The sequence below is a fragment of the Vibrio sp. YT-17 genome (assembly GCF_033337375.1).
GTDB lineage: Bacteria > Pseudomonadota > Gammaproteobacteria > Enterobacterales > Vibrionaceae > Vibrio > Vibrio alginolyticus.
On record NZ_JAWOQP010000009.1, the window covers coordinates 89,672 to 106,830 of the forward strand.

The window sequence follows — 17,159 nt, forward strand, 5'->3', positions numbered from 1 at the left end:
GGGAAGTAACTTGGCAAGACTACAATAAACAAAGGATTGTTGTTTTACTAAGTTATTGTTTTTAAAGACTAGTTAATAAGTCTAACAAACAGATACTTAAGCACTATTGTAGTGTCTATTCATAATTTTGTTATAAAGAGAATTATCATGCCGATATCGCTCGGAAACGCTTTTATCAAGAACTTCCTTGGTAAAGCGCCTGATTGGTACAAAGTTGCCATTATAGCCTTCTTAATAATTAACCCGATTGTATTCTTCCTAATAAACCCATTTGTAGCTGGATGGTTGTTGGTCGCTGAATTTATTTTCACGCTAGCAATGGCATTAAAATGCTACCCATTACAACCTGGCGGTTTACTTGCTATTGAAGCCATTGCTATCGGCATGACTAGCCCTGCGCAAGTTAAGCACGAATTAGTAGCAAATATCGAAGTACTGCTACTTCTGGTATTTATGGTTGCGGGCATCTACTTCATGAAGCAGCTATTGCTGTTCATTTTTACCAAAATTTTACTTGGCATTCGCTCTAAAACCCTACTATCACTCGCGTTCTGCTTTGCTGCGGCATTTTTGTCTGCATTTTTGGATGCCTTGACGGTTATCGCCGTTGTTATCAGCGTGGCGATCGGCTTTTACTCTATATATCACAAAGTAGCGTCTGGTAACCCTATCGGTGACCATGACCATACACAAGATGACACGATCACTGAACTAACGCGTGATGACCTAGAAAACTATCGTGCGTTTTTGCGCTCTTTGTTGATGCATGCTGGTGTAGGTACTGCCTTAGGTGGCGTAACCACGATGGTTGGTGAACCTCAAAACTTAATTATTGCAGACCAAGCGGGTTGGTTATTTGGTGAATTCCTAATCCGTATGTCTCCAGTGACACTACCTGTATTTTTCTGTGGTCTCATCACTTGTTCTTTAGTTGAAAAGCTTAAAGTGTTTGGCTACGGCGCGAAGCTTCCTAATAACGTTCGTCAGATCCTCGTCGATTTTGACCGTGAAGAGCGTAAAACGCGAACAAATCAAGATGTCGCAAAACTCTGGGTTCAAGGTCTTATTGCGGTTTGGTTGATCGTTGCACTCGCTTTGCACTTAGCGGCTGTCGGCTTAATTGGCCTTTCTGTGATCATATTAGCGACCGCATTTACTGGTGTCATTGAAGAGCACTCCATGGGGAAAGCGTTTGAAGAGGCCCTGCCCTTCACTGCACTGCTTGCAGTATTTTTCTCGATCGTTGCCGTAATCATTGACCAAGAGCTGTTTAAACCAGTCATCGATGCGGTGCTTGCCGTTGAAGATAAAGGTACTCAGCTAGCTCTGTTCTATGTGGCGAATGGCTTATTATCTATGGTGTCGGATAACGTGTTCGTTGGTACGGTTTACATCAATGAAGTAAAAACTGCACTCATTGAGGGTCTCATTACTCGTGATCAGTTCGACTTACTGGCGGTGGCAATCAATACTGGTACTAACCTGCCTTCTGTTGCAACGCCAAACGGTCAAGCGGCATTCCTATTCTTACTCACATCGGCTCTCGCTCCATTAATTCGTCTGTCTTACGGTCGAATGGTTATCATGGCGCTGCCTTACACCGTCGTTCTTGCGATTGTCGGTCTGATGGGAATCATGTTCTTCCTAGAGCCTGCAACAGCTTCTTTCTACGAAGCTGGTTGGATTTTACCTCATAGTGGTGATCTGACTCCCGTAGTATCCGGTGGTCACTAAAATTTGAGTTGATTAGGAAACTTATCCACGATAAAAAGCTCTGAGTATTCAGAGCTTTTTCTATTTCAGACAGGAACAAAAACGTGACTATTTTAAATTCACTTAACCAGTTTTCAAAGGGACGTTTATCGTGGCTACTGCTTCTGCTATTCGTCGTTTTCTTTGAAGCATGCGCCCTCTATTTTCAGCACGTCATGATGCTTGCACCATGTGTCATGTGTATTTATGAAAGAGTCGCGATGATGGGAGTGGGCGTCGCTGCAATGGTTGGTATATTGGCACCCAAGAACCCAATTTTCCGCTGGCTAGGTTTGATAGGCTGGGGATTAAGTGCTTACAAGGGTTTGTTACTTGCAATGCAGCACGTTGACTACCAGTTTAATCCATCACCATTCGCGACTTGCGATTTATTCGTCACATTCCCCAGCTGGGCTCCGCTCAATCAGTGGGTTCCTTGGATGTTTGAAGCATATGGTGATTGCTCTAAGGTTGTGTGGCAGCTCCTTGATTTATCAATGCCACAATGGTTAGTAGTAATTTTTGCAGGCAATTTAATCGCTTTGGCATTAATTGTAATTGCACAATTCTTCCCTGCAAAACGCGTTAATCCAATTCGTTAATCCTACTGACGCGTAAAAATTAACAAAAAGCCGACCATCTGGTCGGCTTTTTGTTAAGTGGATAGCGCGGCGATTCGCTTTAGCCGCGTGATTGACCACAGCACTGCTTGAATTTTTTTCCGCTCTCACAAGGACAGGGATCATTGCGCCCGATACCTTTGAATGGGTTTAGGCTTTGAGCTTTATTGCCTACCATCAACTCATCCGCGCCCAGCGCGACTTCACCGACCATTAAATCAAGCTGGTCGACTAAATCTGTCAGGGCCGGTGGCGTTTCAATACCTGCGTCACGCATCTGTTGCTGCGTTGCTGGCTCATCGATCGCCAGCATCAAAGTGGTCAGTAATGCTTGCAGCATACGCTGTAATCCATCATTGAGCTCAACGTCTTGCCACTGTTCTTCAATCATTGGCCAAACAGACATAAAGCCTTCGGCAAAATCAGCAAGTTGTTCAGGTTCTTTGCCTGTTAGCTCTAGCACGGAATATTCGTTTCGTTGAATTCGGTTATGCTGCTTGTGAATTTGCTCTTCCACAGCTGGTTGAATCGCTTTGAATCCCTCACCTAATAGCGGCTCTAACCACTTTTCAGGAGCGAGTGGTTTTGTCGTCAGATTCGCAGCTAACACTGCGCCTTCGATAAATAGGCAAGATTCATCGACGTGAACTTCACCTTTTTCAATCAATGTGTATTGCATGACATCTGGTTTCCCATAAATTTGGCGGCATTATACCTCAGAGCTCAAAAGCACGTAACCTAACGTTGTGTGTTTGACTGCATTGGGCGCTTCGACTCTTTTAATGACAAACTTAACTTACATCGCTACAATCGCCCTCCTTTTTACCACCAAACTGTATTAGGCAAGCTATGCGAGTTGTACTAGGCCCAATGGAAGGCGTTTTAGATCATTTGATGCGCCAAATCCTGACCGAGATAAACGACTATGACCTGTGTGTTACGGAGTTTGTTCGCGTAATCGACCAGCTATTACCCGATCATGTATTTCACCGTTTATGCCCGGAGCTGTTGCAAGGTTCTCAGACCGCATCTGGTGTGCCAGTACATGTGCAATTGTTGGGACAAGAACCGAACTGGATGGCTGAGAACGCAATTAAAGCGGCAAACCTTGGCGCCAGAGGTATTGATATAAACTTTGGTTGCCCAGCCAAAATGGTCAACAAAAGTAAAGGTGGAGCAGCGCTACTCCAGCATCCAGAGCTCATTCACCGTGTGGTTAAAGCTTGTCGAGAAGCCGTTCCAGAAGCCATTCCCGTAACTGCAAAAATTCGTCTTGGCTGGGAGAACCCTGAAGATTGCTTTGAAATTGTCGATGCCATTCAGTCTGCTGGCGCAAATGAACTGACCGTACACGCACGTACTAAACAAGGTGGTTATAAAGCTTCTGAGATAAAATGGGATTACATCAACCAAATTCGCGAACGTTTCGATATCCCACTGATAGCGAATGGTGAAATTTGGAATTATGAAGACGGTCAACGTTGCATTGAAACGACTGGCGTTAGCTCTTTAATGGTGTGCCGAGGCGCTTTCAATATCCCTAACTTAGGCAATATGGTAAAACATAACCACCAGCCAATGTCATGGCCCGAGGTGGTTGAGTTGCTCATCTATTACTCCAAGTTCGAGATGAAAGGCGATAAAGGCTTGTATTACCCAAACCGCGTAAAACAATGGTTCTCTTACTTACGTCAAGCTTATCCTGAAGCAAAAGACCTATTTAGAGAAATCAGAACGTTCAACAAAGCCGCACCAATTGTTGAGCATATTCAACGCTACCGCGATGACTTAAACTCTCAGGTTGCATAACTCCCGAACACAAAAAAGGACGAATATCTCGTCCTTTTTTGTATCTAAATCCTAGTAACAGATCTTATTTTTGCCGGTACTTTTGGCTTGATATAACTTTTCATCCGCCGCTTTAAACAATTCATCAAAGTTTTCTACTCGGCTCTCTTTACTAAACACCACACCGCCAGAGATCGTAAAGCCTTCTTTCGTTACGCGTGTCGAGCGCTCATCTATGGCCTTTTTTACTCTGTCTAAAATGAGTTTAATGCCCTCTGAATCTTCGTCATAAATCGCTAAAACGAACTCTTCGCCACCAAACCTTGAGGCAACATCGGTATGGCGAATATTTTCACGTATACATTTTGCAACAAGCTGAATTGCAGAATCACCGACATCATGACCATAGGTGTCGTTGATCTTCTTGAAGTTATCAATATCGAACACTGCTAAAGCAACCTGTTTTTTTGTCATCTTATTACGCCACACGGTTTGCATACCTCGACGATTCAATAAGCTGGTCATTGGGTCTCTTGCTGCCAGTTCTTTAAAGTAGCGTCGCTCGCTATGCATATTCACATAGAACAAGACGACGGTACTCAGCACGTAAATAAATAGTGCGACAATAAGGCTGTATTTTTCAAAAACCGCTAGGTTCTTAGCTTCATCCCAAAGGTTGTACTCGTAGTACATGCTGTGATTCGCACTCAATCGCTCTAATTCGACTGGTTTGATTCGTGTACTGTTTGAAGGAATGGATTGTAAATTGGAAACCAAATGAAACTGACCAACAAGACCTAGCGACGAAGCCATGAGCGTATTGATGTCAAAATCAATAGACAAAACACCTTGGTGTTCTCCTTTCTCATAGACGGGTACCGTCATACTAATGACTTGACCTTCCATCGAGTCCAACACTGGCCCTGGTCCAGCCAAGGTAATATTCACTTTATCTTGCGCGGTTTTTTGCCAAAAAGGTCGGGCTTTTAGCGTTGACAAAAGTTCTCTCGTGAAATTTTTTGCGTAGGTATCGGGTGAGGAGATAACGTAACCGCGCTTGTCAATGTAATGAATTCCAACAATGTGCGATTCAATATCGTGCAGAAATGACAATGACGGCGCAAAACCCGCCTTTTGTTCAGCTAACTGGTTAATCGTTGAACCTTGCTGACATAAGCTTTCGTCCCCTACGATCATATAATCAAGGTCAACCGCAGGTAACCCTTCACTATAAACACTTTCGAGTAATAACACATCTATAGGCCAAAGATAACAAAGCCCTTCTTTGACTAAAGAATTATGTTCTTCAAACAGTGGGTTAGCGTAATTGGTATAGTTGGTGAAGCTGTAATCTAAAGCCGTGAGTACTTTAATACCGCGAGACATTGCACGCTCGATACGCGAATACTCAGAATCGATATAGCGGTTAACCGCATCATAGTAATTTTTCGTTGTCACGAGTAAAACCACTACAAATAACGCCAGAGGAAAAAAGATGACAAATGAGAGGCTAAATCGCCTTTGGTTTACCATTGAGTACCATGCATATGAAAGGTCAATAGTCTCTTATGACTGCTATTAAATTGATACTCGTTATCTGGTGACGCATGCAATGCAGCACCAGATAACAAGAGACCAAACAAATGTGTGCGCGCTGTTTGAGACCGTTTATATATTAAAGGAGTTTAATCAATATAGAGTGTGGTGTCACTTTAGTCGCCATAATTTGCAGCTCTGTGCCGACATATTGACAGAGATATGACCTTTATAATCAACCTGTTCTGTGTCATCTAACAACGATATAACTTGGCTAACCTCCAAGCCCAGTTGCCACATAGGTAAATCGATTGAACATTCATTACCACTGAGATTAATCATAACAACGACTGCTTCACGACCCAGTACACGTGCGTACGCCAACTGGTTGTTAGTGCAATGCAGCCATTGAATACAGCCCGACTGTAAAGGCTTACATTGTTTACGTATCTTGATCCATTGTTGGTAAAGCGATAGCCATTGTGAACTTTCGATTTCATTCCAAGGAAAACAACGACGATTATCCGGGTCTAGCCCTCCTTCTAGACCGACTTCACTCCCGTAGTAAATACAAGGCGTGCCAACGTAAGTCATAAGCATTGCTAGCGCGATGTTCATTTTACGCTTATCACCATCAACCAATGTGATAAACCGAGCAGTATCGTGACTATCGAGTTGATTTAGCTGCGATAGCTGATTAGAAAATGGGATTTTTGCTCTGGCTTCGTCCAACCATGCTTTAAACTCCAAACCATCAATGTTGATTGGATCGTACATAATATCTTGTCGTGCGATAAAAGCTCGGACTGGATGAGCAAAACCGTAGTAGTTCATCGCCCCATCCTCTTGATCACCTTGCAACCACTGCGTTGCTTCAAAAAAGTGCTCACCTAACACATAAGCATTCGGGTTTACTGACTTAGTCGCATTACGAAACGCTGCCACATAATGAGCATTGTTTTTCGCGCCGTCCCCTTCGCCAAGCATATGGATTACATCAAACCGCCAGCCATCAACCAAGTACGGTGGCTTCAGCCAATACTTGATGACAGAATCTTCACTTTGGTAGATGTAGTCGCGCACCTGTTCATTTTCAAAGTTCAGAACCGGTAAGTTACCAATGCCTTTCCAACCAATGTAGTGATTGGTTTCACCTTCGAAAAAGTAGTAATCACGGAACTTTGACTGCGGATTGCCATACGCTCCTTCTCCTTTTTGTTGGATATCAAACCAAGGATGATGCACTGACGTGTGGTTAAACACCGCGTCTAAGACAATCTTCATATTCTTACCACGGATTTTCTCACACAGTTCAGCAAACTGATCGTTGGTGCCGAGCATAGGGTCAACAGTGAAGTAATCGGTGGTGTCGTATTTATGATTACTTGGTGAAGAAAAGATCGGGTTGAAATAAAGCGCAGTAACGCCGAGCTGTTCAAGATAGTCCAACTTTTGTTCTACACCTTTGAGGTCGCCGCCAAAGAATTCACGTGCCCCGGTATTTTGGTGAGAGCCTACCGCGTCTCCCCACGCCTTGACGACCGATGCAGAATCATACTGAGCATAAGCGTGGCGAATATCAGACTCACTTTTACTAGCAGAAAAACGGTCAGGAAAGATTTGATAGAAAACTTGCTCTTGGACCCAGCTTGGTGGTTGATGCTCTACATTCAACTTAAAGTGGAACTCTTTGGGTGGAATACGCTTTTGTACGCCTCGTGCATCGAGCCAGTATTGCTGTCCGTCTTTGAGGAGCTTAAACACATAATGTGTGACATCTCGATCTTGATTTGGTCGAAACGATGCCTCCCATAGTAATAATTCACCAGCCGTTCCTACTTGAGCCATGTCGACCAGATATTCTTCGTTGTCCGGCTCAATACGCACATAGACGGAATCAAAATCCAATGTCTCGGTTTTCAGTCTGACTGTAACTTGCTCGTCATTAAAAGCTAAACCATCAATAGTTTGACTATGAAAAATAAATGGCAGGTTCATTATGGGCACTCCTCGTCATCGGATATGCCACTATGTTATTGAAGAATTAGAGACAAGAAATCCTCCCTGCGAGTTGACATATCAGCCAATTTTCCCAAGGAGGATCACACTTAGTAGGCGTAGTGACTTGTCGGATACCGCTTAGTTCAACAAGAGACTGTCATCTGCAAGCTCTTCACCACGCACTTTAGAGAACATATCCAACAAGTCTGGTACTTGCATGTTAGCGCGCTGCTCTCCAGCCACATCAAGCACAATTTCACCTTGGTGAAGCATTACGGTCCTATCGCCACATGCTAATGCGTCTTTCATCGAATGCGTCACCATCATCACGGTTAAATCGAACTCATCGACAATACGTTTAGTTAAGTCGATAACAAACGCCGCCATACGAGGATCAAGCGCAGCCGTGTGTTCATCAAGCAATAACAGCTTACTCTCCGATAACGTCGCCATCACAAGGCTAACGGCTTGTCGTTGCCCACCAGACAGCAACCCAATGCTATCGCCCAAGCGGTCTTCTAAACCAAGACCGAGGATGCTAATTCGCTCTTGGAACAGCTTGCGACGTTTAGTAGAGAGCGCCAACCCCCAGCTGCGTTTTTTACCACGCATGTGCGCTAGAGCCATGTTCTCTTCTATCGTCAGTTCGCCACAAGTCCCGGCCAATGGATCTTGAAACACTCGGGCACATTGCGTCGCACGTTGGGCTACCGTCTGCTTGGTGACGTCTTTGCCGTCAATGATAACCTGACCACCTATCATCGGCGTCTCACCTGTCACCGCACCAAGCAACGTCGATTTTCCTGCGCCATTAGAACCAATCACGGTAAGAAATTGATGCTCTGGAACCTCTAAAGAGACGCCTTTCAATGCACGATTTTCCAAAATCGTCCCAGGGTTGAACGTGACCTGAATATTATTTAGTTCGATCATAATGCCTCCCCAGAACCATTTTTTGATGCCGCTTGTTTAGCATCAGTAACGCGTTGTTTCGCTCTTATGCTCTGTTTTAGCTTTGGAGCAATAAGCGCCACAGCCACCAATACTGCGGTAACCAGGTTGAGGTCTGAAGCTTGTAAACCAAACATGCCAGAGCTCAAAGCGAAAGCCACTGCAAGGCGATAAAGTACCGAACCGATGATGACCGCAAATACCGCAACCCAAATCTTGCGCCCGGGAATAAGGGTCTGCCCCAAAATCACAGCTGCCAAACCAACGACAATGGTGCCCACGCCAGAGGTCACATCCGCAAAGCTGTTCGTTTGTGCAAACAACGCGCCTGCGAATCCCACAAACCCGTTGGATAAAGCCAAGCCAAAGTAGGTATAAAAGCCAGTGCTCGCCCCTTGCGCAGAAACCATACGCGCATTCACACCCGTGGCTCGTAAACCAAGACCAAAGTCGCTGTTCAGCAGGCGAATGACAAAGAAAGCGGACAGAAGAACTAAGACCCCAACAACCAGAGGGCGAATAAACATCGCATCGCCCAATGCTTCAAACGGAGTGAGAATCGTATCCTCTCCAAGCAACGCCATATTAGGTTTGCCCATAATACGAATATTAATTGAAAATGCAGCGATCATGGTAAGAATGGAAGCTAACAGGTGTAAAATACCACACCGAACAGCCAGAAAAGCGGTTACCCACCCCGTCATACTACCAGCTATCATCGCCATTATTGTCGCAAGCCAAGGATTAATACCTGCGACAATCGCCGTTGCAGCCACCGCCGCTCCCATTGGAAAGCTACCATCCACACTCAAATCGGGGAAATCGAGAACACGGAACGTAAGATACACACCCAGAGCGACTAGGCCATAAATCAAGCCAATTTCGAGTGCACCAAAAAAAGCAAATGCAGACATAACTGCTCCTTTCTGCATGCTCAGGCTGGCTAATACCAACCTGAACTTAAGACTTCTAACGTATACTCCCCTTCTTCTCTAGCAGAATGCTCTACACGAGAAATCCGGCGAGTATCAATTTTGGGGCAAGCGTCTACCAACCAACGTGACAGGCTTAACCCCCAAAAAGCGTTACTTATTGCATGCTTGTCGCACGTTCAACCACAGAATTTGGCAGCTTGATACCGAGCTTAGATGCTGCGCTTTCATTAATTACAAGGTCAGAGCCCGTCGCGACTTTTACATCCAGCTTGCCTGGTTCTTGACCATCAAGAATCGCCGCCACGTAATCCGCGGTTTGTACACCAACCTGGTAGTAGTCAAAACCTAAGCCTGCAATTGCACCTTTTTCGACATACGACGTCGCGCCACCAAATACAGGTTTCTTCGCTTGATTCGCTGCCACAATCATTCCTTCAATCGCACTTGCAACTGTATTGTCTGTTGGGGCGTAAAGAATGTCTGATTTCGCTGCAATCGCTTGAGTCGCAGACTGAACATCAGCACTTTTTAGTGCGGTCGCTTCAACCACTTGTATGCCTTTTGCTTTTGCGCTTTCTTTTAGTAATTCAACTAAAGTCACGGCATTAGCTTCACCGGGATTAAATACAACCCCGATGCTTTTCACCTGAGGAAGAATTTCTTGGATGAGATCGACATGCTGAGCAACGGGTGAAAGATCAGACAGGCCAGTTACGTTTTTGCCTGGTTGTTCCATCGACTTAACCAATTTCGCACCAACCGGATCTGTTACCGCAGTAAAGACAACAGGAATAGAGCGAGTAGCCGACACCAAGGCTTGTGCCGAAGGTGTCGCGATGCCAACTAACACATCAGGATTTTCACCGACGTACTGACGGGCAATTTGCACCGCAATCGCTGGATTACCCTGTGCGGTCTTATAATCAAATTCTAGATTTTTGCCTTCTTCGTAGCCTTTCGCTTTCAAACCATCAAGTAACCCTTGGCGCGTCGCGTCTAACGCCGGGTGTTCGACAATCTGTGAAACTGCGACAGTTGCAGTGGCGGCCAGTACATTGGTAGAAGAGAAAATAGCAGTAGCTGATAGAACGGCAGTGGCTAATAAACGTTTCGTTTTCATCATAACTCCTTGATGTGACTTCGTCCTTGTTTCACGAGCTTTCAATATGTGTATCGACTCGTGAATTCAAATGTTTGAAGGCGGTATTGTTGTGTTCATATAACTGTGCACTTCTTGCGCATCTTGTTTTTATTATTACTACTAAGTCTTAGTAAAGAAAAGAAAGATTTAACACTAAAGTAACATTTGTGATCGGGGGGACTTCTTCATCCGGAAAGAATCTTTGGTAAACAAAGCTTCGCTCGCTTCATCAACGACCGTCAAAGTAGGTAATAGAGGCAGGATCAAAAATGGAGCGGCCAGTGCACACTCCATTTCAAACAATTTAAATTAGAACCAACGCTCTAATGACGATTTATCGAGCTGGCGAAACGCTCGGTTCAGTATTATCGCAAGCTCTTTGTAACGAGGGCGAGCTTTGACAGGCTCTAATGCAAAACCTGTTTCCACAATTTTTTGATGCAACTCCCGATACCAAGAGGCCAAAGAAGGCGGCAATTTCGTGTTGGATCGAGCCCCAAGCCACCAAATGCCTTGAAGTGGCAAGCTAATCGCAAACAAGGCGACAACAATGGATTGAGGTAAAGCGTGGTAATTGTTGAATGCCATTTGAGTGAGTACGCTGATCGCAGCAACAGCTGGCATGACTTTAATGCCAAAGCGAGTCGCCTTAATGATACGCTGTTCCGGAAATATGGCGCTTAGCTCTTTACGAACCGGCCAGATCTCCATGTAATTCTGGCCATCTTTCAGGCTATGGATCAATCCGACTTTATTACTCATACCGTTCTCTCACTAAAAAATAGTTGAACATTTCAACTGAAGGTACAAAAAATTGATGAAAGTTAATATTCTTTCAAATTTTTTTTGTTATCATTGCTTATTATCGCTATCCTTTGCAGACCCTCAATCTCATTGTTGCTGTTATTTACAATTTAAGCAACTCCGAGATATCTATCTGCACGGATCGCATCATAGTGATGGAAGGGTTCATCACTATTTCTTTATATGGAATTAGAACAATTTTTGACCAGGATTAGTACGCAGCCTTCTGGGTATCGGCTATTCTTGTGATTAATTTTTCATTCTTTAACTGATTTTTTATCAGACGAATAACAGGTAGTCATACATGTCTAAGCTAGTTTTAGTTTTAAACTGCGGTAGTTCTTCTCTTAAATTTGCCGTTGTTGATGCCGAGAACGGCGACGAGCACTTGTCAGGTCTTGCTGAGTGTCTTCACCTTCCTGAAGCTCGCATCAAGTGGAAACTTGATGGCAAGCACGAAGCTCAACTAGGCAATGGTGCAGCTCACGAAGAAGCACTAGCGTTTATGGTAGAAACTATTCTTGCTTCTAAGCCAGAGCTTAAAGCTAACCTAGGCGCAATCGGTCACCGTATCGTTCACGGCGGCGAGCAGTTCACTCAATCTGCACTAATTACTGATGAAGTTCTAAAAGGTATTCAAGACGCTGCAACATTTGCACCTCTTCATAACCCTGCTCACATCATCGGTATCGAAGCGGCTAAGAAAAACTTCCCAGAGCTGAAAAACGTTGCTGTATTTGACACTGCGTTCCACCAAACTATGCCTGAAGAGTCTTACCTATACGCTCTTCCATACAACCTATACAAAGAACACGGTATCCGTCGTTACGGCATGCACGGTACTTCTCACTTGTTCATCACTCGTGAAGTTGCAGGCCTACTAAACAAACCAGTTGAAGAAGTAAACATCATCAACTGTCACCTAGGTAACGGCGCATCTGTATGTGCGATCAAGAACGGTCAATCTGTAGACACTTCTATGGGTCTTACTCCACTTGAAGGTCTGGTAATGGGTACTCGCTGTGGCGACATCGACCCTGCTATCGTCTTCCACCTACACGACGCTCTAGGTTACTCTGTTGATCAAATCAACACGATGCTAACTAAAGAGTCTGGTCTTCAAGGTCTAACTGAAGTGACTTCTGACTGTCGTTTCGTTGAAGACAACTACGGTCAAAAAGAAGAAGCAACACGCGCAATGGACGTGTTCTGCCACCGTCTAGCTAAATACGTTGCTGGCTACACTGCTTCAATGGAAGGCCGTCTAGACGCAATCACTTTCACTGGCGGTATCGGCGAGAACTCTGGCCCTATCCGTGAAATGGTTCTAAACCGTCTTGGCATCTTCGGTATCGAAGTAGATAGCGAAGCTAACCTTAAAGCTCGCTTCGGCGGCGAAGGCGTTATCACGACTGAAAACAGCCGTATCCCTGCAATGGTTATCTCTACTAACGAAGAGCTAGTCATCGCTGAAGACACTGCTCGCCTGACAGGTCTTTAATTGAATTCCTGGCTAGCCACTCGGCTAGCCAGATTTTCATTCAAACGAATTTCTTAGGGGCTCAACTCCTATTCTTCGAGCTTCATGGAATAAGAGTTGAGCTTTTATCCCCCAAATAGCTAAAGGTACTCTACGAATGTCTCGTACTATTATGCTTATCCCTACTAGCGCAGGCGTTGGCCTAACAAGCGTTAGCATGGGTGTTCTTCGCGCTATGGAGCGTAAAGGCGTTAAAGTTTCTTTCTACAAGCCAATCTGTCAGCCACGTTCAGGTGGTGATCAGCCAGATCTGACTTCAACTATCGTTGGTCGTAACAGCGATATGAAGATCGGTGAACCAATGGCGATGTCTGTTGCTGAAAGCCTAATCGGTAACGACAACATGGACGAGCTGCTAGAAACCGTTGTTGAACGTTACAACCAAATCAACAAAGACGCAGACGTTACGCTAATCGAAGGTCTTGTACCTACTCGTAAGCACCCATTTGCAAACCAAGTAAACGCGGAAATCGCGGCAACACTTGGTGCAGAAATCGTGCTAGTTGCGACTCCAGGTACAGATAACCCTGCGCAACTGAAAGAGCGTATCGAAGTAGCATGTTCTAACTTCGGCGGCACTAAAAACAAAAACATCTCTGGTGTTATCATCAACAAGCTAAACGCTCCTGTTGACGAAGCTGGCCGTACTCGCCCTGACCTATCTGAAATCTTTGACGATGCAGACAGCGCGAAACAAAACGAATTGAAAGTGATGGAAATTTTCAACACTTCTCCAATTCGTGTACTAGGTTGTGTGCCATGGAGCATTGATCTGATTGCGACTCGTGCAATCGACATGGCTAAACACCTGAAAGCAGATATCATCAACGAAGGTGACATCAACACTCGTCGCATCAAGAGCATCACTTTCTGTGCACGTTCTCTGCCAAACATGATTGAGCACTTCAAACCGGGTTCTCTACTTGTTACTTCTGCAGACCGTCCTGATGTTATCGTTGCTGCTTCTCTTGCTGCAATGAACGGTGTGGATATTGGTGCAGTACTGCTAACTGGCGGTTACGATATCCCTAGCGAAATCGAAGGCCTATGTAAACCAGCATTCGACACTGGTCTACCTATCTTCAAAGCACAAGGTAACACTTGGCAAACGTCTCTAAACCTACAGAGCTTCAGCATCGAAGTACCTGCAGACGATAAAGAGCGTATCGAGTTCATCAACGAACACGTTGCTGGCCACATCGACGGTAACTGGATCGAGTCTATGACTGAAGGCACTCAGAAGTCTCGTCGTCTAAGCCCACCAGCGTTCCGTTACCAGCTAACTGAACTTGCTCGTAAAGCAGGTAAGCGTATCGTTCTTCCAGAAGGTGACGAACCACGCACAGTTAAAGCAGCGGCAATCTGTGCTGAACGCGGCATTGCAGACTGTGTACTTCTAGGTAACCCAGATGAAATCCGTCGCGTAGCGGCTCAACAAGGCGTTGAGCTAGGTACTGGTGTAACCATCATCGATGCAGATGCTGTTCGTGAAAACTACGTTGCTCGCCTAGTTGAGTTGCGCGGTGCGAAAGGCATGACTGAAGTTGTGGCTCGTGAGAAGCTACAAGATTCAGTATTCCTAGGCACAATGATGCTTGAGAACGACGAAGTTGACGGCCTAGTTTCTGGTGCTGTTCACACTACGGCGAACACTATCGTTCCTCCGTTCCAAATCATCAAGACGGCACCAAATGCGTCTATCGTATCTTCAGTATTCTTCATGCTTCTGCCTGATCAAGTACTGGTTTACGGTGACTGTGCAATCAACCCAGATCCAACTGCTGAACAGCTTGCTGAAATCGCTATCCAATCTGCCGACTCTGCAGCAGCATTCGGTATCGAACCACGCGTTGCAATGATCTCTTACTCTACTGGTGAATCTGGTAAGGGTGCAGACGTTGATAAAGTACGTGAAGCAACAAAACTGGCTCAAGAGAAACGTCCTGATCTTATCATTGACGGTCCTCTACAGTACGACGCTGCTATTATGGAAAACGTTGCTGCTTCTAAAGCACCAAACTCTCCAGTTGCAGGTAAAGCGACAGTATTTGTATTCCCAGACCTAAACACGGGTAACACAACTTACAAAGCGGTACAACGTTCAGCTGACCTAGTATCTATCGGTCCAATGCTGCAAGGTATGCGTAAGCCTGTAAACGACTTGTCTCGTGGCGCGCTAGTAGACGACATCGTGTACACCATCGCTCTAACAGCTATCCAAGCAGACCAAGAAGCTAAATAATAGCTTCTTACATCTAGTTGGATATAGATACAAAGCCCTCGATTCGTCGAGGGCTTTTTCTATTGCTGGCCAGAACACTTATTTATTTTTTATACCAATCACTGCACAACCTATAATTACTGGTGCACAAAGCTTTTCTCCCTATCGCCCTCCATACCTAATCGACATTGCTCGTGCTTGTTCTTACACCGATTGACCCACTCCCCAAAATGCATTGGCTCCAAAGCAGCACGGTCCCTGTTCAATTTATCGACATTATTTACGTTTTAGCTAAACTTTTTTGCTAGGAAATACGTAAAAGCTACTGCAATGCACAAACTCATTGACTGCTAAGGAATATATATGAAGGATTTCATCAATACATCACTGATAAAGTTTGGTTTAGCTGCGTTTCTGATTAGTTTTTCTTCATTCAGCTTTTCCGCCCCGAGTATTAAAGGCGTCGATCAAGATATGTCCGGAGGAACGGTGACCGCTGAAATGGCTCATGCTGATGACAATGGGTGGATGGTTGTCCACCGAACAGACGAATCAATGAAGCCTGGTCCTGTTATCGGCTACGCTCCGTTAAAAATGGGAAAGAATGAAAACGTAAATGCAATTTTGATGGAACCAGTAGAATCAGGCGATATGCTGATGTTAATGGTCCACGGAGAGAAAGGTGGCATGAAGACTGGTGTGTTTGAGTATACGCTCGGCGCTAAAGAGGACGGTCCTGTAAAAGTGGACGGAAAGCTAGTGATGGACATCGTACGCGCTAAGTAAGGTGGCGATGAATGAAAAAGTAAACTTCCTACTCCCGGTATTTAGATGACACAAAAGTACTTAACGGCATTGCTAACCGTTAAGTACTTTTTCATTTGCGATGGAAGCAGCAAACTAGCCAATCCTTTCTCTTCCATGAGGAGTATTTAGGTCTAAATCAGGCCCTTTTGGTACAACTTGCGTCGGATTAATCCCAGTGTGGCTGAAGTAGTAGTGGCGTTTAATGTGATAGAAATCCGTCGTGTCTTCAACGCCTTCAACTTGATACAACTCTTTTAAGTAGCCTTGTATATTTTCGTAGTCTGCGATGCGCTGCTTGTTACACTTGAAATGCCCCACATACACCGCATCAAAACGAATAAGAGTCGTAAACAAACGCCAATCAGCCTCAGTAATTGTGTTCCCTGCTAAGTAACGATGCGTCGCTAAGTGAGCATCGATTTTATCTAACGCATTAAACAAAGAATCAAACGCTTCTTCATACGCCTCTTGTGTAGTCGCGAAGCCACAACGATACACTCCGTTGTTGACATTCGGATAAACAAAATCGTTCCACTCATCAATAACGTGTTTTAGATGATCTGGATAGTAGTCGTCGTGATTCCCTGTTAACGCATTGAATTCCGAATTGAACATGCGAATGATCTCTGACGACTCGTTTGACACAATAGTATTGGTCTTTTTATCCCAAAGTACAGGCACGGTTACGCGGCCCGTGTAATCGGGTTTGGCCTGCGTGTAAATTTGATACATGCGCGTGTGACCAAACAATGGCTCAGGAAGCCCCATTTGCCAACCTTGGCTGAGCATATCAGGGCAAACGACCGTGACATCAATATGTGGTTCTAAACCTTTCAGCTTGCGGAAAATGAGGGTTCGATGTGCCCACGGACAAGCAAGAGAGACATACAAATGGTATCGACCGGACTCTGGTGTAAACTCCGCATCAGGGTCGTTTTTAACCCAGTTACGGAATCCGGCATCTTCGCGCACAAATTTGCCACCATTTGATTTTGTGTCATACCAGACATCTTGCCAAACACCTTCAACCAACTTACCCATGATTGCTCTCCTCTCGTTCTGT

General features: G+C 44.9%; 14 protein-coding genes. 6 read left to right on the forward strand and 8 right to left on the reverse strand.

Annotation, left to right across the window (positions count from 1 at the left end; all coding sequences use genetic code 11):
- The first annotated feature begins 147 nt into the window (after nt 1–147).
- Together nhaB and dsbB are read left to right on the forward strand one after the other, a co-directional pair.
- Nucleotides 148–1,734, forward strand: a complete 1,587-nt coding sequence (gene nhaB / locus R7F67_RS10815) for a Na(+)/H(+) antiporter NhaB (RefSeq protein ID WP_170893534.1) — start codon at nt 148–150, stop codon at nt 1,732–1,734.
- 83 nt (nt 1,735–1,817) lie between these two features.
- Nucleotides 1,818–2,354: a disulfide bond formation protein DsbB gene (dsbB, locus tag R7F67_RS10820; RefSeq protein ID WP_031779052.1), complete on the forward strand. Its 537-nt coding sequence runs from the start codon at nt 1,818–1,820 to the stop codon at nt 2,352–2,354.
- Nucleotides 2,355–2,433: 79 nt separating this feature from the next.
- On the opposite strand, the gene R7F67_RS10825 is transcribed toward dsbB, so the two are convergent.
- Nucleotides 2,434–3,051, reverse strand: coding sequence for a YecA family protein (locus tag R7F67_RS10825; RefSeq protein ID WP_005380818.1), 618 nt, complete (start codon nt 3,049–3,051; stop codon nt 2,434–2,436).
- Between the two features lie 170 nt (nt 3,052–3,221).
- Between R7F67_RS10825 and dusC the strand changes: the two genes are divergently transcribed.
- Nucleotides 3,222–4,181 carry a tRNA dihydrouridine(16) synthase DusC gene (gene dusC, locus R7F67_RS10830; RefSeq protein ID WP_005380816.1) on the forward strand — a complete coding sequence of 320 codons (960 nt, stop codon included), beginning with the start codon at nt 3,222–3,224 and terminating at the stop codon, nt 4,179–4,181.
- 51 nt (nt 4,182–4,232) lie between these two features.
- Here dusC and R7F67_RS10835 read toward each other — a convergent pair whose 3' ends face one another.
- From R7F67_RS10835 to yfbV, 6 genes are all read right to left on the reverse strand, one after another.
- Entirely contained in the window at nt 4,233–5,693 is a 1,461-nt protein-coding gene (locus R7F67_RS10835; protein ID WP_005380815.1) for a sensor domain-containing diguanylate cyclase, read from the reverse strand.
- Between the two features lie 174 nt (nt 5,694–5,867).
- Complete coding sequence (gene malZ, locus R7F67_RS10840) at nt 5,868–7,694, reverse strand: maltodextrin glucosidase (RefSeq protein ID WP_064354186.1); 1,827 nt, start codon at nt 7,692–7,694, stop codon at nt 5,868–5,870.
- 141 nt (nt 7,695–7,835) lie between these two features.
- Complete coding sequence (locus tag R7F67_RS10845; protein ID WP_005387275.1) at nt 7,836–8,630, reverse strand: ABC transporter ATP-binding protein; 795 nt, start codon at nt 8,628–8,630, stop codon at nt 7,836–7,838.
- Entirely contained in the window at nt 8,627–9,562 is a 936-nt protein-coding gene (locus tag R7F67_RS10850) for an ABC transporter permease (RefSeq protein WP_149192470.1), read from the reverse strand. Before R7F67_RS10850 ends, R7F67_RS10845 begins: the two co-directional genes overlap by 4 nt.
- 175 nt (nt 9,563–9,737) lie before the next feature.
- Entirely contained in the window at nt 9,738–10,703 is a 966-nt protein-coding gene (locus R7F67_RS10855) for an ABC transporter substrate-binding protein (RefSeq protein ID WP_053349612.1), read from the reverse strand.
- A 330-nt stretch (nt 10,704–11,033) separates the two neighbouring features.
- Nucleotides 11,034–11,486 carry a terminus macrodomain insulation protein YfbV gene (gene yfbV / locus R7F67_RS10860; protein ID WP_005380809.1) on the reverse strand — a complete coding sequence of 151 codons (453 nt, stop codon included), beginning with the start codon at nt 11,484–11,486 and terminating at the stop codon, nt 11,034–11,036.
- 346 nt (nt 11,487–11,832) lie between these two features.
- Between yfbV and R7F67_RS10865 the strand changes: the two genes are divergently transcribed.
- From R7F67_RS10865 to R7F67_RS10875, 3 genes are all read left to right on the forward strand, one after another.
- The gene (locus R7F67_RS10865; RefSeq protein WP_005380807.1) at nt 11,833–13,029 is read left to right on the forward strand and encodes an acetate kinase; all 1,197 of its coding nucleotides are present in this window, start codon (nt 11,833–11,835) and stop codon (nt 13,027–13,029) included.
- Between the two features lie 136 nt (nt 13,030–13,165).
- Nucleotides 13,166–15,310 carry a phosphate acetyltransferase gene (pta, locus tag R7F67_RS10870; protein WP_005380805.1) on the forward strand — a complete coding sequence of 715 codons (2,145 nt, stop codon included), beginning with the start codon at nt 13,166–13,168 and terminating at the stop codon, nt 15,308–15,310.
- A gap of 342 nt (nt 15,311–15,652) precedes the next feature.
- On the forward strand, nt 15,653–16,075 hold the full coding sequence (locus R7F67_RS10875) for a hypothetical protein (RefSeq protein WP_005380804.1): 423 nt from the start codon (nt 15,653–15,655) through the stop codon (nt 16,073–16,075).
- Nucleotides 16,076–16,189: 114 nt separating this feature from the next.
- On the opposite strand, the gene R7F67_RS10880 is transcribed toward R7F67_RS10875, so the two are convergent.
- On the reverse strand, nt 16,190–17,137 hold the full coding sequence (locus tag R7F67_RS10880) for a glutathione S-transferase family protein (RefSeq protein WP_005380796.1): 948 nt from the start codon (nt 17,135–17,137) through the stop codon (nt 16,190–16,192).
- Between the last annotated feature and the right edge of the window lie 22 nt (nt 17,138–17,159).